Source organism: Streptomyces sp. NBC_01551, assembly GCF_026339935.1.
In the GTDB taxonomy this organism is placed as follows: Bacteria; Actinomycetota; Actinomycetes; order Streptomycetales; family Streptomycetaceae; genus Streptomyces.
Window position 1 is genome coordinate 2,423,812 of the sequence record NZ_JAPEPX010000001.1, and the last position, 23,745, is coordinate 2,447,556.

20 protein-coding genes are annotated in these 23,745 nt (G+C 73.0%); 5 read left to right on the forward strand and 15 right to left on the reverse strand.

The window, feature by feature from the left end:
• Nucleotides 1-23: 23 nt before the first annotated feature.
• Genes OG982_RS10835 through OG982_RS10845 form a run of 3 tightly spaced genes read right to left on the reverse strand, consistent with a single transcriptional unit; the run spans nt 24 to nt 2,898 of the window.
• On the reverse strand, nt 24-1,214 hold the full coding sequence (locus OG982_RS10835) for a dipeptidase (RefSeq protein ID WP_266787820.1): 1,191 nt from the start codon (nt 1,212-1,214) through the stop codon (nt 24-26).
• A complete protein-coding gene (gene purE, locus OG982_RS10840; RefSeq protein WP_266787819.1) occupies nt 1,211-1,762 on the reverse strand; it encodes a 5-(carboxyamino)imidazole ribonucleotide mutase in 552 nt (183 codons plus the stop codon). The genes OG982_RS10835 and purE overlap by 4 nt, the downstream gene beginning before the upstream one ends.
• Nucleotides 1,759-2,898 (reverse strand): 5-(carboxyamino)imidazole ribonucleotide synthase, encoded by a 1,140-nt coding sequence (locus OG982_RS10845; protein WP_323139245.1) that lies wholly within the window; start codon nt 2,896-2,898, stop codon nt 1,759-1,761. Before OG982_RS10845 ends, purE begins: the two co-directional genes overlap by 4 nt.
• 234 nt (nt 2,899-3,132) lie before the next feature.
• Here OG982_RS10845 and OG982_RS10850 point away from each other — a divergent pair, with 234 nt between their 5' ends.
• Nucleotides 3,133-3,696 (forward strand): GtrA family protein, encoded by a 564-nt coding sequence (locus tag OG982_RS10850; RefSeq protein ID WP_266787818.1) that lies wholly within the window; start codon nt 3,133-3,135, stop codon nt 3,694-3,696.
• 40 nt (nt 3,697-3,736) lie between these two features.
• Here the strand turns inward: OG982_RS10850 and OG982_RS10855 are convergent, their stop codons facing one another.
• Nucleotides 3,737-5,005, reverse strand: a complete 1,269-nt coding sequence (locus OG982_RS10855; protein WP_266787817.1) for an ATP-binding protein — start codon at nt 5,003-5,005, stop codon at nt 3,737-3,739.
• A gap of 45 nt (nt 5,006-5,050) precedes the next feature.
• Nucleotides 5,051-5,728 carry a response regulator transcription factor gene (locus OG982_RS10860; protein WP_266787816.1) on the reverse strand — a complete coding sequence of 226 codons (678 nt, stop codon included), beginning with the start codon at nt 5,726-5,728 and terminating at the stop codon, nt 5,051-5,053.
• A 506-nt stretch (nt 5,729-6,234) separates the two neighbouring features.
• Here OG982_RS10860 and OG982_RS10865 point away from each other — a divergent pair.
• Nucleotides 6,235-7,749: a peptide MFS transporter gene (locus OG982_RS10865; protein ID WP_266787815.1), complete on the forward strand. Its 1,515-nt coding sequence runs from the start codon at nt 6,235-6,237 to the stop codon at nt 7,747-7,749.
• A 66-nt stretch (nt 7,750-7,815) separates the two neighbouring features.
• Here the strand turns inward: OG982_RS10865 and OG982_RS10870 are convergent, their stop codons facing one another.
• From OG982_RS10870 to hutU, 8 genes are all read right to left on the reverse strand, one after another.
• Nucleotides 7,816-9,171, reverse strand: a complete 1,356-nt coding sequence (locus tag OG982_RS10870) for a hypothetical protein (protein WP_266948411.1) — start codon at nt 9,169-9,171, stop codon at nt 7,816-7,818.
• Nucleotides 9,172-9,185: 14 nt separating this feature from the next.
• The gene (locus OG982_RS10875; RefSeq protein ID WP_266949882.1) at nt 9,186-10,250 is read right to left on the reverse strand and encodes a hypothetical protein; all 1,065 of its coding nucleotides are present in this window, start codon (nt 10,248-10,250) and stop codon (nt 9,186-9,188) included.
• A 77-nt stretch (nt 10,251-10,327) separates the two neighbouring features.
• Nucleotides 10,328-11,305: a hypothetical protein gene (locus OG982_RS10880; protein ID WP_266787813.1), complete on the reverse strand. Its 978-nt coding sequence runs from the start codon at nt 11,303-11,305 to the stop codon at nt 10,328-10,330.
• 17 nt (nt 11,306-11,322) lie between these two features.
• The gene (locus OG982_RS10885) at nt 11,323-12,018 is read right to left on the reverse strand and encodes an LPXTG cell wall anchor domain-containing protein (protein WP_266948413.1); all 696 of its coding nucleotides are present in this window, start codon (nt 12,016-12,018) and stop codon (nt 11,323-11,325) included.
• 158 nt (nt 12,019-12,176) lie between these two features.
• A complete protein-coding gene (gene hutI, locus OG982_RS10890; protein ID WP_266948414.1) occupies nt 12,177-13,355 on the reverse strand; it encodes an imidazolonepropionase in 1,179 nt (392 codons plus the stop codon).
• A 192-nt stretch (nt 13,356-13,547) separates the two neighbouring features.
• Nucleotides 13,548-14,888: a formimidoylglutamate deiminase gene (locus tag OG982_RS10895; protein WP_266787810.1), complete on the reverse strand. Its 1,341-nt coding sequence runs from the start codon at nt 14,886-14,888 to the stop codon at nt 13,548-13,550.
• Nucleotides 14,879-16,069, reverse strand: a complete 1,191-nt coding sequence (locus tag OG982_RS10900; protein WP_266949884.1) for an allantoate amidohydrolase — start codon at nt 16,067-16,069, stop codon at nt 14,879-14,881. The genes OG982_RS10895 and OG982_RS10900 overlap by 10 nt, the downstream gene beginning before the upstream one ends.
• Before the next feature lie 35 nt (nt 16,070-16,104).
• Entirely contained in the window at nt 16,105-17,769 is a 1,665-nt protein-coding gene (gene hutU / locus OG982_RS10905; protein WP_266948415.1) for a urocanate hydratase, read from the reverse strand.
• A 104-nt stretch (nt 17,770-17,873) separates the two neighbouring features.
• On the opposite strand from hutU, the gene OG982_RS10910 reads away from it, so the two are divergent.
• A complete protein-coding gene (locus OG982_RS10910; protein WP_266948416.1) occupies nt 17,874-19,238 on the forward strand; it encodes a diaminopimelate decarboxylase in 1,365 nt (454 codons plus the stop codon).
• An 82-nt stretch (nt 19,239-19,320) separates the two neighbouring features.
• Here the strand turns inward: OG982_RS10910 and OG982_RS10915 are convergent, their stop codons facing one another.
• Nucleotides 19,321-20,163 (reverse strand): MurR/RpiR family transcriptional regulator, encoded by an 843-nt coding sequence (locus OG982_RS10915; RefSeq protein ID WP_266787807.1) that lies wholly within the window; start codon nt 20,161-20,163, stop codon nt 19,321-19,323.
• Nucleotides 20,164-20,325: 162 nt separating this feature from the next.
• Here OG982_RS10915 and OG982_RS10920 point away from each other — a divergent pair, with 162 nt between their 5' ends.
• Complete coding sequence (locus OG982_RS10920) at nt 20,326-20,703, forward strand: hypothetical protein (protein ID WP_266787806.1); 378 nt, start codon at nt 20,326-20,328, stop codon at nt 20,701-20,703.
• Between the two features lie 357 nt (nt 20,704-21,060).
• Here OG982_RS10920 and OG982_RS10925 read toward each other — a convergent pair whose 3' ends face one another.
• Nucleotides 21,061-22,443 (reverse strand): cystathionine beta-synthase, encoded by a 1,383-nt coding sequence (locus OG982_RS10925; protein WP_266792043.1) that lies wholly within the window; start codon nt 22,441-22,443, stop codon nt 21,061-21,063.
• 134 nt (nt 22,444-22,577) lie between these two features.
• Here OG982_RS10925 and OG982_RS10930 point away from each other — a divergent pair, with 134 nt between their 5' ends.
• The gene (locus tag OG982_RS10930) at nt 22,578-23,735 is read left to right on the forward strand and encodes an SGNH/GDSL hydrolase family protein (protein ID WP_266948417.1); all 1,158 of its coding nucleotides are present in this window, start codon (nt 22,578-22,580) and stop codon (nt 23,733-23,735) included.
• The last annotated feature ends 10 nt before the right edge of the window (nt 23,736-23,745 follow it).

Sequence of the window (23,745 nt, forward strand, 5' to 3'; positions counted from 1 at the left end):
GCCGCCGGCCGCCGGGGCGTCCCTCAGGCCGTCCCGTCCAGGACCGCGTTCGACGGCGGTCGGGACGCCGCGTGCTCGCGCGCCACCGCTTCCGCGTCGCGCAGCGCCCGTACCGCGTTCGACCACGTCAGCTTGGCCAGGTCGGCCCGCGACCAGCCGCGCGTGAGCAGTTCCGCGATCAGGTTCGGGTAGCCGGAGACGTCGTCCAGCCCGGCCGGGGTGAAGGCCGTGCCGTCGTAGTCCCCGCCGATGCCGATGTGGTCGACGCCGGCCACGTCGCGCATGTGGTCCAGGTGGTCGGCGACCGTCGCGGCCGTCGCCACCGGGCGCGGGTGCTCCGCCTCGAAGGCCCGGTGCAGGGCCATCGCCTCGGGGGTGGTGTCGAGGTGGTGCAGGCCGTGCGCGCGCAGGTTCTCGTCCGCGGCCTGGGTCCAGGCGACCGCCGCGGGGAGGATGAACTTCGGTACGAAGGTGGCCATCGCCACGCCGCCGTTGGCGGGCAGCAGTTCCAGTACGTCGTCCGGGACGTTGCGCGGGTGGTCGCAGATCGCCAGCGCGGACGAGTGCGAGAAGATCACCGGTGCGGCCGAGACGGCGAGGGCGTCGCGCATCGTCGTCGCGGCGACGTGCGAGAGGTCGACGAGCATGCCGACGCGGTTCATCTCGCGGACGACCTCGCGGCCGAAGTCCGTCAGGCCGCCGTGGCGGGGCTCGTCGGTCGCGGAGTCCGCCCAGTCGATCGTGTCGTTGTGCGTGAGCGTCATGTACCGCACGCCCAGGCGGTGCAGGGCGCGCAGGGTGGCGAGGGAGTTGTTGATGGAGTGGCCGCCCTCGGCGCCCATCAGCGAGGCGATCCGGCCGTCCGCCCGGGCCGCCTCCATGTCGTCGGCCGTCAGCGCCCGGACCAGGTCGCCGGGGTAACGGGCGATCAGCTGGTCGACCGCGTCCATCTGCTCCAGCGTGGCGCTGACCGCCTCGTCGCCGGTGAGCTCGGTGCTGACGTACACCGACCAGAACTGGGCGCCGACCCCGCCGGCCCGCAGCCGGGGGATGTCGGTGTGCAGGAACCGCGACTGGTCGCCGGCGATGTCGCGCCGGTCGAGGTCGTAGCGGACCTGCTTGCGCAGCGCCCAGGGGAGGTCGTTGTGGCCGTCCACGACGGGGTGCTCGGCCAGCAGCTCACGCGCCTCGCCCAGGCGCCGCGCCGCGCTCACTTGCCGAATCCGAAGGACTCCGCGCCCGCCACCTTCGCGCGCAGCCGCTTGCCCTTCTCGGTGGCCTGGTCGTTCAGCTCCTGCTGGAACTCCCGCATCCGGCCGAGCAGCTCGCTGTCGTGCGCGGCCAGCATCCGTACGGCGAGCAGCCCCGCGTTGCGGGCGCCGGCGACCGAGACGGTGGCGACGGGAACCCCGGCGGGCATCTGGACGATCGACAGCAGCGAGTCCATGCCGTCGAGGTACCTCAGCGGGACCGGGACGCCGATGACGGGCAGCGGGGTGACGGAGGCGAGCATGCCGGGCAGGTGGGCCGCCCCGCCCGCGCCGGCGATGATCGCCTTCAGGCCTCGGTCGGCGGCGCGCTCCCCGTACTCGACCATCTCGCGCGGCATCCGGTGGGCGGAGACCACGTCGACCTCGTAGGGGATCTCGAACTCGTCCAGGGCCTGGGCGGCGGCCTCCATGACCGGCCAGTCCGAGTCCGAGCCCATGACGATGCCGATGACGGGCGCCCGGCGGGAGCCCGCGGTGCTGGAGGTGCTCATTCGGTGATCGTTCCTCTGAGGTAGCCGGCTGCGTGACGTGCGCGCTCCAGCACATCGTCCAGGTCGTCGCCGTAGGTGTTGACGTGGCCGACCTTGCGGCCGTGTTTCACGTCCTTGCCGTACATGTGGATCTTGAGCTGCGGATCGTGCGCCATGCAGTGCAGGTACGCCGCGTACATGTCGGGGTAGTCCCCGCCGAGCACGTTGGCCATGACCGTCCAGCGGGCCCGGGGGCGCGGGTCGCCGAGGGGGAGGTCCAGGACCGCGCGGACGTGGTTGGCGAACTGGGAGGTGATCGCGCCGTCCTGGGTCCAGTGGCCGCTGTTGTGCGGGCGCATGGCCAGTTCGTTGACGAGGATGCGGCCGTCGGTGGTCTCGAACAGCTCGACGGCCAGGTGGCCGGTCACGCCGAGTTCCCGGGCGATGCGCAGGGCGAGGGCCTGGGCCTCGCCCGCCAGGGCCTCGGGGAGGTTCGGGGCGGGGGCGATCACCGTGTCGCAGACGCCGTCCACCTGGACGGACTCGACGACGGGGTAGGCCACCGCCTGGCCGTGCGGGGAGCGGACGATGTTGGCCGCGAGCTCGCGGACGTAATCGACCTTCTCCTCGGCGAGGACGGGGACACCGGCCTTGAAGGGGGCCTCCGCGTCCTCCGGGGAGCGGACGAACCACACCCCCTTGCCGTCGTACCCGCCGCGGACGGTCTTGAGGATGACGGGGAAGCCGCCGACCTCGTCCGCGAAGGCCGCCGCGTCCGCCGGATCGCTCACGATCCGGTGGCGGGGGCTGGGCGCGCCGATCTCGTCGAGCTTGGCGCGCATCACCCCCTTGTCCGCGGCGTGCATCAACGCGTCGGGCCCCGGGCGGACGGGGATGCCGTCCGCTTCCAGGGCCCGCAGGTGCGCGATGGGCACGTGCTCGTGGTCGAAAGTGATCACATCGCAGCCGCGCGCGAAGGCGCGCAACGTCTCCAGATCGCGATAGTCGCCGATGACGACATCGCTCACGACCTGGGCCGCCGAGTCCTGTGGGGTGTCACTGAGGAGCTTGAATCTGATGCCGAGGGGGATGCCCGCCTCGTGGGTCATGCGGGCGAGCTGACCGCCGCCGACCATGCCGACTACCGGGAACGTCACTCCTCCAGGGTATCCGTCTGTATTGCGCCATCCGGACGTGACCCTTGCGAGGTCCCGCCCCCGGCGGTGTGTGCCGTGTGTCGCACGTGGTCCGAAGGCACAGACGCGGTCGCGGGGCGACACTTAGCATGGGCGGGTTGAGGTACACGAGTGGCGCCCGAAAGCGAAGCATCGAGACATCCCCGCACCCCGCAGCCCCGCGCATCCCCTACCGGACAGGGACCGAACCGACTCATGAGCACGCCGAAGCACGGATCCGCCCTCGACCGCGTACGCGCCCTCTCCAGGGAGGTCGCGAAGTTCGGGGCCGTCGGCGGCATGGGCGTGCTGGTCAACCTGGGCGTCTTCAACCTGATCCGGGCCACGACCGACCTCCAGGTCGTGCGGGCGAGCGTCATAGCCACCGTGGTCGCCATCGCCACGAACTACCTCGGTTTCCGCTACTTCGCCTACCGGGACCGCGCCCAGTCCGGGCGCACCCGCGAGCTGGCCCTGTTCGTCGCGTTCAGCGTGATCGGGCTGGTCATCGAGAACGGCGTGCTGTACACGGCCACCTACGGGTTCGGCTGGGACGGCAAGCTGGAGACCAACGCGTTCAAGTTCATCGGGATCGGTGTCGCCACCGTGTTCCGGTTCTGGTCCTACCGGACCTGGGTCTTCAAGGCCCTGCCCACCCCGGCCGCGGCCTCGCTGGTCGTCGAGCAGCGGGACGGGCAGGCGGAGGGCCAGAGCGGCGCTCCGGGCGGCGGTGCCCCCAGCGCACCCGCCGCCCGTACGCCGCAGCCCGCGGGGAAATAGCGGCGTACCGCGGGGACGGCGTCGTCGGCCTCCTGCCGCGCTAGCGGACCGTCTGCTCCCGCTCCGCCCGCTCTTCCGGGGCGGTCATGCTGAGGAACAGCGCGAACACCGGCGGCTGCGTCTGGAGCAGCTCCAGGCGGCCCCCGTCCGCCTCCGCCAGGTCCCGGGCCACCGCCAGGCCGATGCCGGTGGAGTTGCGGCCGCTGATGGCCCGCTCGAAGATCCGGTTGCCGAGGTCGGCCGGGACCCCGGGGCCCTCGTCCGTGACTTCCAGGACCGCCTGGTTGCCGATCACCCGGGTGCGCAGCGCGACCGTGCCGCCCCCGTGCATCAGGGCGTTCTCCACAAGCGTCGCCAGCACCTGCGAGACCGCGCCCGGCGTGCCCACGGCCCGCATGCCCGTCTTCCCGGAGCGCACGATGGCCCGCCCGGCGCTGCGGTAGGCCGGCCGCCACTCCTCGACCTGCTGCTTGACGACCTCGTCGAGGTCGAAGGGCACGGCCGAGCCGGTCCGGGGGTCGCGGGAGTTCGTCAGGAGCCGCTGCACCACGTCGGTGAGCCGCTCCACCTGAGTGAGGGCGATGGTCGCCTCCTCCCGTACGGTCTCCAGGTCATCGGTGACCGTGATCTCCTCCAGCCGCATCGACAGGGCCGTCAGCGGGGTGCGCAGCTGGTGCGAGGCATCCGCGGCCAGCCGCCGCTCGGCGGTCAGCATGCGGGCGATCCGCTCGGCGCTGGAGTCCAGTACGTCGGCGACCCGGTCCAGCTCGGGCACTCCGTACCGCTTGTGGCGCGGGCGCGGGTCGCCGGAGCCCAGCCGCTCGGCTGTCTCCGCGAGGTCGGTGAGCGGGGAGGCGAGCCGGTTGGCCTGGCGTACGGCGAGCAGCACGGCCGCGACGACGGCCAGCAGGGCCACCGCGCCGACCACGGCCAGCGTCCGCCCGACCTCGCGGGTCACGGTGGAGCGGGACTCCTCGACGACCACGAGCTCGCCCTGCTCACCGCGCGCACTGCCCCGGATGACGCTGTCGGGGATCCGCTCGCCGACCTCCACGGCCGGCCGGCCGGGGACCTGGACGCGGGCGTAGCGGCCCGCGTCGAGCTGCTCGGCGAGCGCCTGGGCGTCGACGGGCTGCTTCTCCAGGATGTTCGCCTCGACGATGCCGACCAGCCGCAGCGCCTCGGACTCGATGCGGTCCTGGGCGCTGCTGGTGATGGTGCGGGTCTCGACGATCACCAGGGAGACCCCGAAGACGGCGATGACGACGAGCACCACGGCGAGCGTGGAGTTGATCAGGCGGCGGCGCATGACTCAGTACGACCGGCTCTTCTCGGACCTGGCTCTTCTCGGGACCTAGCTCTTCTCGAACCGGAAGCCGACGCCCCGCACGGTGGCGATGTAGCGGGGGTTGGCGGCGTCGTCGCCGAGCTTCTTGCGCAGCCAGGAGATGTGCATGTCGAGGGTCTTGGTCGAGGACCACCAGGTGGTGTCCCAGACCTCGCGCATCAGCTGGTCGCGGGTGACGACGCGGCCGGCGTCGCGGACCAGGACCCGCAGCAGGTCGAACTCCTTGGCGGTGAGCTGGAGCTCCTCCTCGCCCATCCAGGCGCGGTGCGACTCGACGTCGATCCGCACCCCGTGGGTGGCGGGCGACTGCGCGGCCTCGTTGGCGCCGCGCCGCAGCAGGGCCCGGACCCGGGCGAGCAGTTCGGCGAGCCGGAACGGTTTGGTTACGTAGTCGTCGGCGCCGGCGTCGAGGCCGACGACCGTGTCGACCTCGTCCGCGCGGGCGGTGAGCACCAGGATCGGGAAGCCGTGCCCTTCGGCGCGCAGCCGGCGGGCCACCTCCAGGCCGTCCATGCCCGGCAGGCCGAGGTCGAGGACGACGAGGTCGACGCCGCCCTGCAGTCCCGCGTCCAGGGCGGTGGGGCCGTCCTCCCGGACCTCGACCTCGTACCCCTCCCGGCGCAGGGCGCGGGCCAGGGGTTCCGAGATGGATGCGTCGTCCTCGGCGAGCAGTACACGCGTCATGTGGGTGATGGTAGTCCGCAGAGGCTGAAAGCAGAGGCGTGCTTCAGCACCCCTGGGCTTCGGGTGTGCTGAACTACTAACGGCCTTCGAATGTGGCCGAACGGTTCCCACGCAGCCTGTGATCCATGTCTCAAGTCCTTCCATATGCCGCAGTGTCGTGTCGTATGGTGGCGAGACGCCTGATGCACTACCCAGGGGACCTTTGTGCCGAAAAGCGAGCACGAGGTCTCGATTGTGTTCCGGCCGGTTCAGCGGTCTTGCGCGTACTGACGTGACGGACCGCCACCCCCGGCCGGATGACGGTGAATGACCTGTGGGCCGGGCCCTGCGCGTGAAGGTGCGCGTCAGGGCGTGGATCCCGGTGACGGACCTCCCCTCGCTCCCGCACCCCTGTGGGGCGAGCCCCCGGGCGTGGGGCAAGGAGGTGCGTAGCCGGTGCCGGCCACCCCCCACCGGGCGCTGATGAGCTCACGAAGCGCAGCGTCCCGAGCAAGCAAGGATCGACCATGGCTTCCAGCCTGACGACGGCTTCTCAGAGCCCCGCTCACGAGAAGACCTTCCTCGGCCACCCGATCGGCCTGGCCACGCTGTTCATGACCGAGATGTGGGAGCGCTTCTCCTACTACGGCATGCGTGCGCTTCTCGTCCTGTACCTGGTCTCCGGCGGCGTGGACGCCGCGACCGGGAGCCAGGGCGGCGGCCTCGGCTTCAAGATGGGCGCGGCCACGGCGATCTACTCCGTGTACGTGGCCATGGTCTACCTGATGGCCATGCCCGGCGGCTGGTTCGGTGACCGCGTCTGGGGTGCCCGCAAGACGGTCGCCATCGCCGGTTTCGTGATCATGGCGGGTCACGTGGCGCTGGCGCTGCCCGGCCAGCTCGCGTTCTTCGGTGGTCTGGCGCTGGTCGCCGTGGGCTCCGGTCTGCTGAAGGCCAACATCTCCACGATGGTCGGCCACCTGTACAAGGGTGCGGACGACCCGCGTCGCGACGGCGGCTTCACGCTGTTCTACATCGGCATCAACCTGGGTGCCTTCGGTGCGCCGTTCCTGATCGGCACCGTCGGCGAGGTCGTCAACTGGCACCTCGGCTTCCTGCTCGCCGCCATCGGCATGGGCATCGGCCTCACGGTGTTCCTGCTCTTCGGCCGCACGCTGAGCCCGCAGAGCAGCATCGTCCCGAACCCGCTGTCGGCCACCGAGCGCAACGGCATCATCGTCAAGGCCGTCGCCGTCTTCGCGATCGTCGCCGCGTTCTACGGCACCGTGACCGCCATGGGCATGTTCACGATCAACTGGGCGCTGTACCCGATCACCATCGCCGGCCTGATCATCCCGGTCGTCGTCCTGGTCCGCATCAAGCGCGACAAGGACCTCTCGGTTCCCGAGCAGTCGAAGATGACCGCGTACATCTGGTTCTTCGTCGCCGCCGCCGTCTTCTGGATGATCTACGACCAGGGTGGCTCGACGCTGTCGCTGTTCGCCGACTCCAAGACCGGTGGCATCCTCGGCTGGACCCCCTCGACCACCTGGTACCAGTCGCTGAACCCGCTGTTCGTCATGGCGCTGGCCCCGGTCTTCGCCTGGCTGTGGCTGTGGCTGGCCCGCAAGAACCAGGAGCCGAACACCATCGTGAAGTTCGCGATGGGCCTGGTCCTGGTCGGCGCGTCCTTCTTCGTCTTCATCGTCCCGATGAGCATGGCGGGCGACGGCACCAAGGTGTCGCCGATGTGGCTCGTCTCGATCTACATGATCCAGACCATCGCCGAGCTGTGCCTCTCCCCGGTCGGCCTCTCCGTCACCACGAAGATGGCCCCGCAGAAGTACGCCTCCCAGATGATGGGCGTCTGGTTCCTCGCGGTCACCGCCGGTGACTGCACCACGGGTCTGCTGTCGCTGGCCGGCGTGGACCTGAACGGAACCTCGATCATCGGCATGCAGGCGGCGCTCGCCGCCGCCGCCGGCTTCGCGGTGTACATGTACCGCAAGAAGGTCCAGTCCCTGATGGGCAGCGTCCACTGACGCACCCCGCACGCTGAGAGCGGCCCGGCACACCCCACGGTGTGCCGGGCCGCTCCGCTGTACGGGTCAGCGGCCGCCGCGCAGGCGGCGCCAGGGGGTGAAGGTGAAGACGGCCGCGCCGAGCAGGATGACCGTGCCGGCCACCAGGGCGAGGGCCTGGATGCCGCCCTCGTCCTCCGCGCCGGTCTCGGCGAGGTTGCCGGTGCTGCCGGTGCTGCCGGTGCTGCCGGTGGTGGACGGCGAGCCCGAGCCGCCCGGCTGGGCGGTGGTGTCCAGCTCCAGCGAGACGCCGCTGCTGGCCGCCTTGCAGGGCACGTTGATCGGGGTGGATCCCGGGGCCATCGTGACGTCGATCGTCAGCTGGTCCGGGCTCAGCGTGACCTTGCCGCTCTTGCCGGGCTTGTAGGTGCCGGTCATGTCGCTCAGGCTGACCGGGGCCTTGTCCGGGATGGGCTCCGCGTTGGCCGGGCCGGACACCTTGACGGTGCCGGAGTCGGCGCCGCCGAGCTTGATGTTCATCGAGGGCTTGAGGGCCCCCGCCGGGAGGGCCATCGGGCTGGCCATCGCGCCCTTGGCGGTCTTGACGGTCAGGTCGTAGTTGCCGCCGTTCTTCTTGGCGTTGACGGTGACCGGGGTCTTGATGCCGCCGGGGACGACCGGGCCGCAGTCGAAGGAGACCTCGACGGGCTTGCCCGGGAAGTCGGTCTGGCCGCCGCTGCCGCCGCTCGTACCGCCACCGCTGGTGGATCCACCGGTGGTCGAGCCACCGCTGGTCGAGCCACCGCTGGTGGATCCACCGGTGGTCGAGCCACCGCTCGTGGTCCCACCGCTGGTGGTCCCGCCGCTCGTCGAGCCGCCGCTCGTGCTGCCGCCGGTCGTGCTGCCGCCGCTGCCGGAGCCCTGCGCCACGTCGATCGTGGCCCCCACGCCCACGCTGCCCGTCGGCGCGCACTTGGTGACGAAGGTGCCGAACGAGAAGGTGACGGCGACGTCGTACTTGCCCGGGGTCAGGGTGATCTTGCCGGCCTTGGTGAGCTTCAGCTTGCCCTTCATCGTCGACATCTGCATCGGCGCCTTCTTCGGGATCGGCGGGTTCTTCTTCTCCCCGACGACCTTCAGCTCACCGCCCCCGCCGCCCACCGTGATCCACCCGGTGGGCTGGACCGAGTCCTTCGGGATGTCCATCAGGTCCGTGTTGTTCGAGGCGGGCTTCACCGTCTCCCAGGACACCTCGACCTCGTCGCCGACCTTGGCCGACGCCGGAGCGCTGACCTTGGCGGTGGTCTCGCCCTCCACCGGGCTGCCGCCGCCCGCCGGCGGCACGCACTTGACGTTGAACTTGGTCTCGGCAGCCTGGGCAGGGGTGGCCCCGATGGCGATGCCGGCGCCGCCGAGCAGCAGCGCGATCACGGCCGCGCTCACCCTCCGTTGGGTTTTCACGAATGTCCCTTCGTCGTCGAACGGTTCTCAGACGGTGCGGACGCCTGTGGTGCTGTCTCCGGCGCGCTGTCCGGGGTGAACCACGGCAGGACCGCCGTGGAGGTCTGGGGGGACGCGTCCGGCGGCCCGGGACGCGGCGGCGCTGCGCCCCGTACCGCCGGGATCCGCGGCAGCCTGGCGGTCACCGCGGCCGCCGCGTCGAGCGCGTTCGCGCCCCGGTGGCGCCCGCCCGGCGGCGCGGGGCGCGGCCGGACCCGGTCCACGACGGCCATGCCGGTACGGAAGACCGCGGCCGGGATCACCAGCAGGAGCAGGCCCCAGAACAGCACCACCCCGTACGGGCGGTCCACGCCCCAGGGCTGGGTGGCCACGACCTTGTCCCCGTACTTGAGGGAGACCGTGTAGTCGCCGTGGGCGCCGGCGGACAGGGTGACGTTCAGCTTGACCTCCGCCTTGCCGCCGGGCGGGATCGTGCCCTTCCAGCGGGCCTCCTCCCACACCGGGGCGAAGACGCCGTGGGCGGTGCCGAGCTGGAAGACCGGGTCCTTGACGGGGGCCGAGCCGAGGTTGCCGACGGTGACCGTGAACGTCCGACCGGGCGGGGCGCCGAACCAGGTCAGCACGCCGTCGTCGCCCTGGAGGCGGACCCCGGTGAGCATGGCGAGGCGGGCCGTGCCGCTCTCCTCGGGCAGCTCGGCCACCGGATGGTCGGTGATCTTGACGGGGACGGCGACCGTGGACTGGTCCCCGTTGACGGAGGTCACGTTCACGACGCAGGGGCAGGGCTTGGGCGGGGCCGCGAGCGGCAGCCGGGCGGCGAAGTGCCCGTCGGCGGCGACGGCGACGGCGACGCCGTCGGAGTTGGCGCAGCTGTTGGTGCCGCCGATCATGTTCTGGCCGCAGACCAGCAGCATCACCATGGTCTTGGCCGGCCAGCCGGTGCCGGTGACGCTGATCTCCGTCCCCTTGGCGGCCTCCTTGAGCGAGAGCTCCACCGCCGGCTTGCCCGCCTCGGCCGCGGCCGGGGCCGCCGGGAGAAGCGCCAGGGCGCACACCGCCAGCCCCGCCGCGAGGAGGGCCCCGAACCGGGACGCCGTGCTCCGCCGGGCGTTCCCGCCGGCCTTGGCGACCTTGGCGCTCACCTGGATGCTCCCGTCAGCTCGTGTTCCGGTGCCGCGGCCCGTACGGATGCGGGCGGGTGGGCCGGCTCGCGCCGGGTACGCCGCGTGCGTACGAGGAACAGCGCGGCCAGGGTCGTCGCGCCGAGGGCGAGCAGCCCGGCGCCCGTGCGCCCGGCGATCCCCCAGGGCACGCACCACACCGAGGCGGCGGCCGTGGCCCGGGCGCCACCGGGGGCGGTGACGGTGAGGGTGAGGCCGACCTTGTCGAACACGGGCGCGCCGGGCCAGGGCTCGGTCAGCTCCACCCGCTGGCCCGGCAGGAGTTCCACCGGGACCGGGCGCCGGGCGCGCCCCGGGACCTCGCCGAACCGGCCCTCCGCGCGGATCGCCAGCTCGGGGGCGAGGGCCACGTTGCCCCGGTTGACCAGGGTGTACGCGACGACACGCCCCGCGCCCCGGCCCCGTACGGCCACGTCCTCGACGGTGAGGGCGGCCAGCGTGGGGCCGCTGACCCGCAGGTGGACCCGTACGCCCACCTCGCGGCCGGCCTCGGTGGCGACCACGGCGGCCGGGTGGTCCCCGGGCGGGGAGGCGGGCGGCACGGTGACGGTGAAGGGGACCACGGCCCGGGTGCGGGGCGGGATCCTCACCGTCGCGCCGCCGCCGAAGCTGATCCAGGAGCCGGCGCCGGTGGACTCCCTGGCCGGGCGCACCGCGAAGGCGCCGCCCGCCGTGTTGTAGGCGTCGGCCCCGCGCAGGGTGAGGGTGCGCTCCTGGTCGGTGGTGTTGGCCAGGGCCAGCCGGTCCTCCAGCACGGCGCCGGCCGGCCCGGCCAGGTAGAAGTACGGGCGGGCGGCCGAGTCCGGGCGGGCGGAGACGGGTTCCGCGGTCCAGCCGGGTTCGTCGGCGGCGGCGGGCGGCGCGGCGGCGGCATGGAGCGCGGCGACCGCGAGGAGCGGGACGCCGAGCCGGGTGAGCGCGTGGAGCACGGGCATGGCCGGGGGCGCTCCGTTCAGGACTCGGCCTGCCGGCCGCGCCGGGTCAGCCAGAGCACACCGGCGGCGCCGGTGAGCAGCACGGTGGCACCGAGGGTGCCGAGGGCGAGGGCGGAGTCGGTGGGTCCGGTCTGCGGCAGGGCCTCGGCGCCTGCGGAACCGCCGCCCGAGCCGCTGCCCGAGCCGCCGGAATCCCCGCCGCCGGCCGCCGTGACGTCGAGTTGCAGGGAGGGCCCGGGGCTGTTGCCGGGGGTGCAGGTGGTGGTGGTGCCGAGCGCCTTGATGGTGAGCACGCCGGCGGTGAAGGTGGCCTTGCCGCTCTTCTTCGGGGTGTAGGTGCCCGAGAGGTCGGTGATCTTGATGGGGGTGTTGGCGGGCACGGCCTCGGGGTTGGGCGGCCCGGTCACCGGGACCGCGGCCTTCTCCGCGCCGCCCACCTGGATGACGGCGCTGGGGCTCATCGCGCCCTTGCCGAGTTCGACGGGGCTGGAGGAGACGCCCTTCTGGAAGGACATCGTCAGCTTGTAGCCGGCGCCTTCCTTGACGGCCTTGATGTCGATGGGCGAGACCGCCGACTTGTCGCCGATCGGGGTCTGGCAGTCGTAGGCGACGTCGACGACGTCGGCGTGGGCCGCTGGGGCGGCCAGCAGGACCGCCGCTGCGGCCAGCGCGGAGGCCAGCGCTGGCGCGGTGGAGCGTTTCCGGTCGGTCACCTTCGTCTTCCCCTCAGGCCACAAGTTACTGACGACACATCAGATTGGTGGCTCAAGGTACGCCCGGGACCTTACGGAGGGAAGACACGGGACAGGCCTGGATCCACGGCCTTTCGGCCGCCCGGATTCAGGCCATGTCCGTGCGGGGCGGGGGCGGTTCAGACGGCGCGGACACCCCGCTGCCAGACGGCGGAGACGAGCGGGACACCGGGCCGGTAGGCGAGGTGGACGTGGCTCGGGGCCTCCAGCAGGGCCAGGTCGGCGCGGGCTCCGGGGGTCACGACGCCCACGTCGGTGCGACGCAGCGCGCGGGCGCCGCCGGCGGTGGCGGACCACAGGGCCTCGTCCGGGGTCATCCGCATGTCCCGGACGGCGAGCGCGATGCAGAACGGCATCGAACTCGTGTAGGAGGAGCCGGGGTTGCAGTCGGTGGACAGCGCGACGGTGACGCCCGCGTCGATCAGGCGGCGGGCGTCGGGCCACTGGGCGCGGGTGGAGAACTCGGCGCCGGGCAGCAGGGTGGCGACGGTCGTCCCGGCGGCCTGCGCGAGGGCGTCCACGTCGGCGTCGGTGAGGTGGGTGCAGTGGTCGGCGGAGGCGGCCTCCAGCTCCACGGCGAGCTGCACGCCGGGTCCGTACGAGAGCTGGTTGGCGTGCACGCGCGGGATCAGCCCGGCGGCGGCGCCGGCGGTGAGGATCGCGCGGGCCTGGTCGCCGTCGAAGGCGCCCTTCTCGCAGAACACGTCCACCCAGCGGGCGTACGGGGCGCAGGCGGCCAGCATCTCGCCGGTGACGAGTGCGACGTACCCGGCCGGGTCGTCGGCGTAGTCGGGGGAGACGATGTGCGCGCCGAGGTAGGTGACCTCCTCGGTGTGCGCGGCGGCGATGCGCAGGGCGCGGGCTTCGTCGGCGACGGTCAGGCCGTAGCCGGACTTGGTCTCGAAGGTGGTGGTCCCCTGGCGGCGGGCCTCGTCGAGGTGGCGCAGCAGGTTGGCCTCCAGCTCCGCGTCGGTGGCGGCGCGGGTGGCGGCGACGGTGGTGCGGATGCCGCCGGCGGAGTAGCTGCGGCCGGACATCCGGGCGTTGAACTCGGCGGTGCGGTCGCCGGCGAAGACGAGGTGCGAGTGCGAGTCGACGAAGCCGGGGATGACGGCCCGACCCTGCGCGTCGAAGGCCTCGTCCGCGGCCGGCGCCTTGGCGGCGGGGCCGACCCACGCGACCTTGTCGCCGTCGATGACGACCGTCGCGTTCTCGATCAGGCCGAGGGGTGAGCCGTCGCCCAGGGCGGGGTCGTTGGTGACGAGGCTGCCGATGTCGGTGATGGCGGTGGTGGTCATGGGGGTTCCTCTCAGAGGGTTCGTTCCCCCACCCCTTCCTTTCGCCGTTTCCTGGGGCTCCGCCCCAGACCCCGCGCCTCAAACGCCGTCGGGGCTGATTTCAGTCCGTCCGGCGTTTGAGGACCGGGTCCGGGCAGAGCCCGGTTTCGGGAAGGGGCGGGGTGGGGGAAAGGCCCGCCGCAGGCGCCGCGGTCAGGCGCGCAGGGCTGCGATGGACTCGGACAGGGCCGTCGGGACGTCCCCGACCAGAGTGTGGTGGCCGTCGCGGACCACGTGGCGGCCGGCCACGACCGTGTGGCGGACGTCGGCGGCGGTGGCGGCGAACACCGCCGTCTCGGCACCCAGCCGGGCCGGCGGACCGGCCGTGCGGACGGAGTCCAGCGCGATCGTGGTGAAGTCCGCGAGCGCGCCCGCCTCCAGGCGGCCCGCGTCGGCCAGGCCGAGCGCCGCGTGCCCGTCGGCGGTGGCGGCGGTGAGCAGGGCGTTGGCCGTCCAGTGCCCCCGCGTCCGGCTGCGCAGCCGCTCGTTGAGCTCCATCGCCCGCGCCTCCTCCAGCAGGTCGATCACCGCGTGGCTGTCGCTGCCCAGGGACAGCGGGCTGCCCGCGTGCTGGAGCCGGCCGGCCGGCCCGATGCCGTCCGCGAGGTCGCGTTCGGTGGTGGGGCACATGCAGGTGCCGGTGGTGGTGCCGCCGAGGAGCGCGATGTCGGCGTCGGTGAGGTGCGTGTTGTGGACGCCGGTGGTGCGCGGCCCGAGCACGCCGTGATCGGCGAGGAGCTGCGTCGGCGTACGGCCGTGGGCGTCCTGGCAGGCCTCGTTCTCGGCGGTCTGCTCCGAGAGGTGCACGTGCAGCGGGGCCCGCCGCTCGTCCGCCCAGCCCGCGACGGTCGCCAGCTGCCCCGCCGGTACGGCGCGCACCGAGTGGATCGCGGCGCCGATCAGGGCGTGCTCGCGGGGCTTGAGCGCGCTGACGCGCTCGGCCCAGGCGTCGGCCGTGCCGTCGGAGAACCGCAGCTGGTGCGGGTTCGGGGCCTGGCCGAAGCCCGACGAGAGGTACGCCGTGTCGAGCAGGGTGATCCGGATGCCCGCCGCGGCGGCCGCCTCGATCAGGGCCTCGCCCATCGCGTTCGGGTCGGCGTACGGGGTGCCGCCGGGCGCGTGGTGGACGTAGTGGAACTCGCCGACGTTGGTGATGCCGGCCAGTGCCATCTCCGCGTACACGGCCCGGGCCAGCGCGAAGTAGCTGTCGGGGGTGAGGTTCTGGGCGACCTTGTACATGACGTCGCGCCAGGTCCAGAAGGTGCCCGAGCCGACCTGGACCACCGAGCGCAGCGCCCGGTGGAAGGCGTGGGAGTGGGCGTTCGCCAGACCCGGGACCGTCAGCCCGCGCAGCACCCGCGCCCCCGGCGGCGGGGTCTCGGCCCCGGTGCGCAGGGCTGCGATCCGGCCGTCCTCGCCCGCCTCCAGGGCGACGCCCGGCTCGACGTGCGTGCCGAGCCAGGCGTGCTCCAGCCAGTACGTCGTCAGCGGCATGCCAGGCCTTCCAGTACGTCGGCGAGGGCGAGGACGCCGGCCACGCAGTCGTCCTCGGCGGCGAACTCCCGCGGGGAGTGGGAGACGCCGGTCGGGTTCCGTACGAACAGCATGGCGGTCGGGACGGCGGCGGAGAGGATTCCGGCGTCGTGTCCCGCCCCGGTGCCCAGGACGGGGACGGCCCCGCCCAGGATCCGGTTCATCTCGTCGCGCAGGGCGTGCTCGAACTCCACGACCGGGGTGAAGGACTCCCGGACGATGGCGAGGTCGATGCCGTCCTGGTCGGCGCGCTCGCGGGCGGCCTTCTCGATGGCGGTGACCACGGTGTCGAGGGTGGCCTGGTCGGCGGCGCGGGAGTCGAGCCAGCCGCGCACCAGCGAGGGGATGGCGTTGACCCCGTTGGGCTCGACGGCGATCTTCCCGAAGGTGGCGACGGCCCCGGCGAGGGCCGCCTCGGTGCGGGCCGCGAGGACGGTCGCCGCGTACGTGAGCATCGGGTCGCGGCGGTCCACCAGGCGGGTGGTGCCCGCGTGGTTGGCCTCGCCGTGGAAGTCGAACCGCCAGCGGCCGTGCGGCCAGATCGCGGACGCGATGCCGACGCGGTCGCCGGACAGGTCCAGGGCCCGGCCCTGTTCCACGTGGAGTTCGACGAAGGCGCCGATCTGGGCGAGGCGTTCGGGGTCGGCCCCGATGGCGTCGGGGTCGTACCCGGCGGCCTCCATGGCCTCGGGCAGCCGGATGCCGTCGGCGTCGCGCAGTTCGTACGCCTTCTCCTTGGTCAGCTGCCCGGCGGCGAGCCGGGAGCCGACGCAGGCGAGGCCGAACCGGGCCCCTTCCTCGTCGCCGAAGTTGGTGATGGCCAGCGGCCTGGAGAACTCCGCTCCCCTGCCGCGGAGCTCGTCCAGGGCCGCGAAGGAGGACACCACCCCGAGCGGGCCGTCGAAGGCGCCGCCGTCGGGGACGGAGTCCAGGTGGGAGCCGGTGACGACGGCGTCGCCCGCGAGGGGGTCGCCGAGCCAGGCCCACTGGTTGCCGTTGCGGTCGGTCTCGTACGTGAGGCCGCGGGCCTCGGCCTGTGCCTGGAACCAGGTCCGGCAGTCGGCGTCGGCGCCGGTCCACGCGTAGCGGCGGTACCCGCCGGTGTCCGCGTGGCGGCCGATGGGGGCGAGCTCGTCCCACATGGTGTGGAACGAGGCCGCCCCTGCGGGGTTGTCGCTCACGCGTCGTCGCCCTCGCGCATGGGGACGCGGACGCCGCGCTCGTCGGCCACCGACTCGGCGATGTCGTAGCCGGCGTCGACGTGGCGGATGACGCCCATGCCGGGGTCGTTGGTGAGGACGCGGCGGATCTTCTCGCCGGCGAGCTTGGTGCCGTCGGCGACGGTGACCTGGCCCGCGTGGATCGAGCGGCCCATGCCGACGCCGCCGCCGTGGTGGATGGAGACCCAGGAGGCGCCGGAGGCGACGTTGACCATGGCGTTCAGCAGCGGCCAGTCGGCGATCGCGTCGGAGCCGTCGAGCATGGCCTCGGTCTCGCGGTACGGGGAGGCGACGGAGCCGCAGTCGAGGTGGTCGCGGCCGATGGCCAGCGGGGCGGCCAGGGTGCCGTCGGCCACCATCTCGTTGAAGCGCTCGCCCGCCTTGTCGCGCTCGCCGTAGCCGAGCCAGCAGATGCGCGCCGGCAGGCCCTGGAAGTGGACGCGCTCGCCCGCCATCTTGATCCAGCGGTGCAGGGACTCGTTCTCCGGGAAGAGTTCGAGCATCGCCTTGTCGGTCTTGTGGATGTCCGAGGCCTCGCCGGACAGCGCCGCCCAGCGGAACGGGCCCTTGCCCTCGCAGAACAGCGGCCGGATGTAGGCCGGGACGAAGCCGGGGAAGTCGAAGGCGCGGTCGTAGCCGGCCAGCTGGGCCTCGCCGCGGATGGAGTTGCCGTAGTCGAAGACCTCGGCGCCGGCGTCCATGAAGCCGACCATGGCCTCGACGTGCTTGGCCATCGACTCGCGGGCCCGCTGGGTGAAGTCGGCGGCCTTCTCGGCCGCGTAGGAGGCCATGTCGTCGAAGTCGACGCCGATCGGGAGGTAGGCCAGCGGGTCGTGCGCGGAGGTCTGGTCCGTGACGATGTCGATCGGGGCGCCCTCGGCGAGCATCTGCGGCAGCAGCTCGGCCGCGTTGCCGAGGAGGCCGATGGAGAGCGGCTTGCGGGCGTCGCGGGCCTCGACGGCGAGCTGGAGCGCGTGCGCCAGGTTGTCGGCCTTGACGTCGAGGTAGCGGTGCTCGATGCGGCGCTCGATGGCGCGCGGGTCGACGTCGATGCAGATCGCGACGCCGTCGTTCATCGTCACGGCCAGCGGCTGGGCGCCGCCCATGCCGCCGAGGCCGGCGGTGAGGGTGATGGTGCCCGCGAGGGTGCCGTTGAACTTCTTGGCCGCGACGGCCGCGAAGGTCTCGTACGTGCCCTGCAGGATGCCCTGGGTGCCGATGTAGATCCAGGAACCGGCGGTCATCTGGCCGTACATGGTGAGGCCGAGGGCCTCCAGGCGCCGGAACTCCTCCCAGTTGGCCCAGTCGCCGACCAGGTTGGAGTTGGCGAGCAGGACGCGCGGGGCCCACTCGTGGGTCTGCATCACGCCGACCGGGCGGCCGGACTGGACGAGCATGGTCTCGTCCTGCTTGAGGGTCCGCAGCGTGCGCACCATCGCGTCGAAGGAGCGCCAGTCGCGCGCGGCCTTGCCGGTGCCGCCGTAGACGACCAGCTTGTCGGGGTGCTCGGCGACCTCGGGGTCCAGGTTGTTCTGGAGCATCCGCAGGGCGGCCTCCTGCTGCCATCCCAGGGTGCTGAGCTGCGTGCCTCGCGCTGCCCGTACGGGGCGGGGTCCTGACATGGCGGTGCCTCCTCCGATGTTGGTCAATCTATTCACATCCTCGCTCCCTGAATAGATCCAGTCAACAGCTGCGGGCGGACGCGCCGGGTGATTGGCTTTTCCGCATGGCTGACGAGACGCACACGGCGGCGGACGCGGCGGACGCCGCCGCCCGCCGGGACCTGGCCGTACGGGCCGCCGTCGAGCAGGGCCTGGTGGGCGGTACGGAGGGGACGGAGCCGCTGGTCTGCCTGCTGGACGTGGCCGGAATCCGGGCCTCGGCAGGCGCCCTGACCGCCGCTTTCTCGGCCGCGCTGCCGCCCGGCACCCCGGTGCTGCACGCCTTCGCGGTCAAGGCCGCACCGCTGGTCCCCGTGCTGCGGCTGCTCGCGGAGGCCGGGCTCGGCTGCGAGGTGGCCAGCCCCGGCGAGCTGGCGCTGGCCCGGGCTGCGGGGGTGGCGCCGGACCGCACCGTGCTGGACTCCCCCGCCAAGACCGCGGCCGAACTGCGCGAGGCGCTGGCCCTCGGGATCGCCGTCAACGCCGACAGCCGGCAGGAACTGGAACGCCTGGACGCGCTCGTCGCCGCCTCGACCACCGCCTCGCCCGTCGGGATCCGGATCAACCCGCAGACGGGCGCCGGCGCCATCGACGCCCTCTCCACCGCCACCGCGACCTCGAAGTTCGGGGTCGCGCTGCGCGATCCGGGGGCGCGCGAGTGGCTCGTACGGGCCTTCCTGGAACGACCGTGGCTCACCCGGCTGCACACCCACTCGGGCTCCCAGGGCGTCCCGCTGTCCCTGATCGCCGAAGGCGTACGGGAACTGCACGCCCTGGCCGAGGAGATCAACGCGGCGGCCGGGCGCCGCCAGGTCGACACCCTCGACATCGGCGGCGGCCTGCCGGTGAACTTCACGTCGGACGCCTCGGCGCCGACGTACGCGCAGTACGTGGCGGCCCTGCGCGCGGCCGCCCCGGCCCTGTTCCGCGGCCGCTACGGCCTGGTGACGGAGTTCGGCCGGTCCCTGCTGGCCAAGCACGGGCTGGTGCTCTCACGGGTCGAGTACACGAAGACCACCGGGGGCCGCCCGATCGCGCTCACGCACGCGGGGGTCCAGCTGGCCACCCGTACGGTCTACGCGCCCCAGGCGTGGCCGCTGCGGATCCTGCCGTACGACGCGAAGGGCGCCCCGAAGACGGGCCCGCCCGTCGCCCAGGACATCGCGGGCCCGGCCTGCTTCGCGGGCGACCTGCTGGCCACGGCCCGGGAGCTGCCGGAGCTGGCCCCGGGCGACCTGATCGCGGTCCCGGACACGGGCGCGTACTTCTTCACGGCCCACTACGGCTACAACAGCCTCCCGCGCCCGGCGGTCCACGGCTTCACCACGACCCCCTCGGGCGCGGTCCGCTTCGCCCTGGCCCGCCCGGCGCAGTCGCTGTCCGCCCTGACCGCGGAGGCCGGAGCCGCCCTCCGCGACGCGCTGCTCTGACCCCGCGGACCCGGCCCGGCGAACCCGGCCGAACCCGGGGTCCGGGGTCGGCGCCCCCCGCCGCGACGCCGCGGCCGGCGCCCTACTCCACGAACAGCCCGCGCGCCGCGGCCCGGGCGTCGAAGGCCTCCAGGCGGGCCTGGGCGTCCGGCAGGGCGTCCGCCATGGCCTCCAGCAGCACCCGGCCGAGCAGCATCGGCGCGCAGGCCGTGTCGAAGGCCAGCCCGGTCCCGACGGGCGCCGGGATCAGCAGGTCCGAGTGGCGGGCCACGGGGGCGAACGCCGAGTCCGCGACGGTGACGACCGTCAGCCCGGCCGCGCGGCTGTGCTCCAGGGCCTCGGCGACCTCCCGGGGGTGCCGGGGCAGCGCGAAGCACAGCAGCGCGGAGGCGCCGGCCGCGACACAGGCGTCGATCCGGTCGGCGAGCATCGAGCCGCCCTCGTCGAGGAGGCGTACGTCCGGATGCACCTTGGCGGCGAAGTACGCGAACCCGCGCGCCTGCGAGGACGCCGCGCGCAGCCCGAGCACCGGCAGCGGCCTCGACCCGGCGAGCACCCGGCCGGCCTCCTGGACCGGGGCGGGGTCGGCGAGCATGGCCGACAGCCGGCGCAGGTTCTCGATCTCGCCCTGGACGGCCTGCTGGTACTCGTTGTACGCGTCCTCGCCGGCGGCCTCCGGGCGCTCGGCGGGGGCCACCTCGCGCAGGTGCCTGCGCAGCGCTGGGTACCCGTCGAAGCCGAGCGCCACCGCGAACCGGGTCACCGACGGCTGGCTGACCCCCGCCAGCTCCGCGAGCTCCACGCTCGACAGGAACGGCACCTCCGCCGCCCCGCGCACCATGCAGTGTGCGATCCGCCGCTGGGTGGGTGTCAGCCGGTGCCCCTCGAACAGCTTCTGCAGCCGCGCGGCCGGGCTGTCGCTCATCCCGTCCCCTCCGTCCCCGTCCCGGTGAATATTCACTTACGGAGCACTCTGCATGCGGTTATGCAGGACGGCAAGCGCGTGGCCGCTCCGCGAGACGGGACACGGGGAGAGACGGGGGCTACCCCCAGTGCGGCGGCCCCGCCCGCTTCCTACGCTGACGCCATGGAGCGCCAAGAACTGAAGCGGGACCTCGACGCCGCGTTGGACGCGCGGCGCGAGCTGGGCCCCGAGTACGAGTCCGCGCTGGTGGAGTCCTTCGTCGAACGGGTCGACACCCAGGTCCGCCGCCGCCTGGCGGAGGAACGCCTCGTCGCCGCGCGCGGCGGCGCGGTCTCCGGCCCGCCGGGCGCGGGCACCTTCGCCGAACGCTTCGGCTTCGCCGTCGTCACCCTGGTCCTGGCGATCCCCCTGACCGCGATCGGCGCGGCCCACGCCCACCTGAGCGGCCTGCTGGTGGTCTGGGCCGGCATCGTGGGCGTCAACTTCATCCACGCCAGGTCGCTGCGCGACCGGAACCGGACCCACTCCCCGCAGGACTGACGTGGCCGGACGCGGCGGCCCGCCGCGTCCGGCCCCGGGAAAAGAAAACGGCGGGGACCGCCGCACCCCGGTTGCCCGGGGGCGGGACGACGGCGGTCCCCGCGAAGGACACGGGCCGGGTCAGGGCCGTCCGCGTCCAACGGCGTCCAACACGGTCCGGGAGCCGCTCCGGAGTCACGCCGACGCCAGTCGGTGGTGTCGGCCGGGGAGGCATCCGGGGCATCCCCGCCGACAACCACCACTGTGCAGGAGCCGTGTTAAGCCGGTGCTGCCGCCACATGTCGGGCCCGTACCGTTTGAACGGCTACTTCGGCTGCTTCGGCTGCTTCGGCCGCTTAGGCAGCCCGGCCGGTCCGGCTACTTCGGCGCCTTCGCCAGGAACGCCAGCAGGTCCTGCCGGCTGACCACACCGGTCGGCTTGCCCTCGACCAGCACGATCGCCGCGTCCGCCTCGCCCAGCACCGACATCAGCTCCGACACCGGCTCGCCCGAGCCGACCTGCGGCAGCGGCGAGCTCATGTGCTTCTCCAGCGGGTCCGTCAGCGCGGCCCGCTGCGCGAACAGCGCCGCCAGCAGCTCCTTCTCCACCACCGAGCCGATGACCTCGGCCGCCATCACGTCCGGGTGGCCCGCGCCCGGCTTGACGATCGGCATCTGCGAGACGCCGTACTCGCGCAGCACCTCGATGGCCTCGCCCACCGTCTCCTCGGGGTGCATGTGGACCAGGGAGGGGATGCCGCCCTCCTTGTCGTTCAGCACGTCGCCGATGCGCGCGGCGGGGCCGGCCTCCTCCAGGAAGCCGTGTCCAGCCATCCACTCGTCGCTGAAGATCTTGCTGAGGTAGCCGCGGCCGCTGTCCGGCAGCAGGACGACGACCACGTCGTCCGGGCCGAGACCCTCGGCGGCCTTCAGCGCCGCGACGACCGCCATGCCGCAGGAGCCGCCGACGAGCAGGCCCTCCTCCTTGGCGAGGCGGCGGGTCATCTGGAAGGAGTCCTTGTCGGACACCGCGATGATCTCGTCCGTCACGTTCGGGTCGTAGGCGGTCGGCCAGAAGTCCTCGCCGACGCCCTCGACCAGGTACGGACGGCCCGAGCCGCCGGAGTAGACCGAGCCCTCGGGGTCGGCGCCGATGACCTTGACCGTGCCGCCGGACACCTCCTTGAGGTAGTTGCCCGTACCCGAAATCGTGCCGCCCGTGCCGACGCCCGCGACGAAGTGGGTGATCTTCCCGTCCGTCTGGTCCCACAGCTCGGGACCGGTGGTCTCGTAGTGCGAACGGGGGTTGTTCGGGTTGCTGTACTGGTCGGGCTTCCAGGCGCCGGGCTCGCGCGCGAGGCGGTCGGAGACGTTGTAGTACGAGTCCGGGTGCTCCGGGTCGACGGCGGTCGGGCAGACCACGACCTCGGCTCCGTACGCGCGCATCACGTTGATCTTGTCCATGGACACCTTGTCAGGGCAGACGAAGATGCACTTGTAGCCCTTCTGCTGGGCCACGATGGCGAGTCCTACACCCGTGTTGCCGCTGGTCGGCTCCACGATGGTGCCGCCGGGCTTGAGGGCTCCGCTCTGCTCGGCCGCCTCGATCATCCGAACGGCGATCCGGTCCTTCACCGAACCGCCGGGATTGAAGTACTCGACCTTCGCGAGCACGGTGGCCTGGAGGCCTTCGGTCACACGGTTGAGCTTCACCAGCGGGGTGTTGCCGACGAGGCTGATCATCGAGTCGTGGAATTGCACCATGTTCTCCAAGGAGGGGACTCCACGGGTTCTCCGGGAGGTCCGGCCAGAGTATGCGGAAAGGGATTGGCCGACCGGCACTACGGGGCAGGTAGCTCATCGAGGCCAGGCAGGGAAGCGAGGTGGCCCGCAGGGTGTCCAGAGCGAGGACGGCCCGCCGGATCGCGGCGGGAGCGGCGTACGGCGGTGGCGGGATCGGACTCATCGGGGTCGCCGCAGTCGGCGTGGTGGTGGCCGAGCTGCAGTTCGCGAAGCGGACGGTGGGGAGCGGGCTGCCGGATCCGCCGCGCGCCGACGGCCTGTACGGGAGCGAGTTCGGCGGGCCGGAACTGAGCCCGGGCCCGTTGCGGCTGGCCATGCTGGGCGATTCCACGGCCGCCGGGCTGGGCGTGAGACGGGCGAGACAGACCCCGGGCGCCCTGCTGGCCTCCGGCCTCGCGGCGGTGGCCGAGCGGCCCGTGGAGCTGCGCAACGTGGCCCTCTCGGGAGCGATGTCGGACGACCTCGACAGACAGGCGGGCGTCCTCCTCCAGGATGGCACCCCGCCCCCGGATGTGGCGGTGATCATGATCGGCGCGAACGACGTGACGCGCCGGATGCCGCCGACCCAGTCGGTCCGCCTCCTCACCGCCGCCGTGCGCAGGCTGCGCCTGGCGGGCACCGAGGTCGTGGTCGGCACCTGTCCCGACCTGGGGACGATCGAGCCCGTCTACCAGCCGCTGCGCTGGATGGCCCGCCGCGTCTCGCGCCAGCTGGCCGCCGCCCAGACGATCGGCGTGGTCGCGCTGGGCGGCCGTACGGTCTCCATGGGCGACCTGCTCGGCCCGGAGTTCGCCGCGAACCCGCGCGAGATGTTCGGCCCGGACTCCTACCACCCCTCCGCCGAGGGGTACGCGACCGCCGCGATGGCCGTCCTGCCCACCGTGTGCGCCGTGCTCGGCGTCTGGCCGGAGTCCGACCGGCTGGACCACACCCGCGACGAGGACATGCTCCCCGTGGCCAAGGCGGCGTCCGCGGCCGCCGGACAGGCGGGTACGGAGGTCACGGCCGCCCGCGCCCCCTGGGCCCTGCTCAAGCACCGGCGGCGCCGGCGGATGCCCAGCGGGCCGGAGATCGGCCAGCCGGGAGACCACGAGGCAGACCACGAGGAGCCGCCCGCCGACGCGCCCCCCGAGGACCCGTCGCGGGGCCCGGCACAGGGCCCGGTGCAGGACCCGGCGCGGGCCGGGGACGCGCCGAAGCGACCCTCATCACACGCCAAGGCCGGTGACCTCGACGGTACGGGCCGGTAACTTCGCATGC

Coding starts and splice junctions, on each gene's coding strand:
- OG982_RS10850 (WP_266787818.1), top strand. CDS start 3,133: ATGAGCACGCCGAAGCACGGATCCGCCCTCGACCGCGTACGCGCCCTC.
- OG982_RS10910 (WP_266948416.1), top strand. CDS start 17,874: ATGGCTGACGAGACGCACACGGCGGCGGACGCGGCGGACGCCGCCGCC.
- OG982_RS10915 (WP_266787807.1), bottom strand. CDS start 20,163: ATGAGCGACAGCCCGGCCGCGCGGCTGCAGAAGCTGTTCGAGGGGCAC.
- hutU (WP_266948415.1), bottom strand. CDS start 17,769: ATGTCAGGACCCCGCCCCGTACGGGCAGCGCGAGGCACGCAGCTCAGC.
- hutI (WP_266948414.1), bottom strand. CDS start 13,355: ATGACCACCACCGCCATCACCGACATCGGCAGCCTCGTCACCAACGAC.
- OG982_RS10855 (WP_266787817.1), bottom strand. CDS start 5,005: ATGCGCCGCCGCCTGATCAACTCCACGCTCGCCGTGGTGCTCGTCGTC.
- purE (WP_266787819.1), bottom strand. CDS start 1,762: ATGAGCACCTCCAGCACCGCGGGCTCCCGCCGGGCGCCCGTCATCGGC.
- OG982_RS10895 (WP_266787810.1), bottom strand. CDS start 14,888: ATGCCGCTGACGACGTACTGGCTGGAGCACGCCTGGCTCGGCACGCAC.
- OG982_RS10920 (WP_266787806.1), top strand. CDS start 20,326: ATGGAGCGCCAAGAACTGAAGCGGGACCTCGACGCCGCGTTGGACGCG.
- OG982_RS10865 (WP_266787815.1), top strand. CDS start 6,235: ATGGCTTCCAGCCTGACGACGGCTTCTCAGAGCCCCGCTCACGAGAAG.
- OG982_RS10860 (WP_266787816.1), bottom strand. CDS start 5,728: ATGACGCGTGTACTGCTCGCCGAGGACGACGCATCCATCTCGGAACCC.
- OG982_RS10880 (WP_266787813.1), bottom strand. CDS start 11,305: ATGCCCGTGCTCCACGCGCTCACCCGGCTCGGCGTCCCGCTCCTCGCG.
- OG982_RS10900 (WP_266949884.1), bottom strand. CDS start 16,069: ATGTGGGACGAGCTCGCCCCCATCGGCCGCCACGCGGACACCGGCGGG.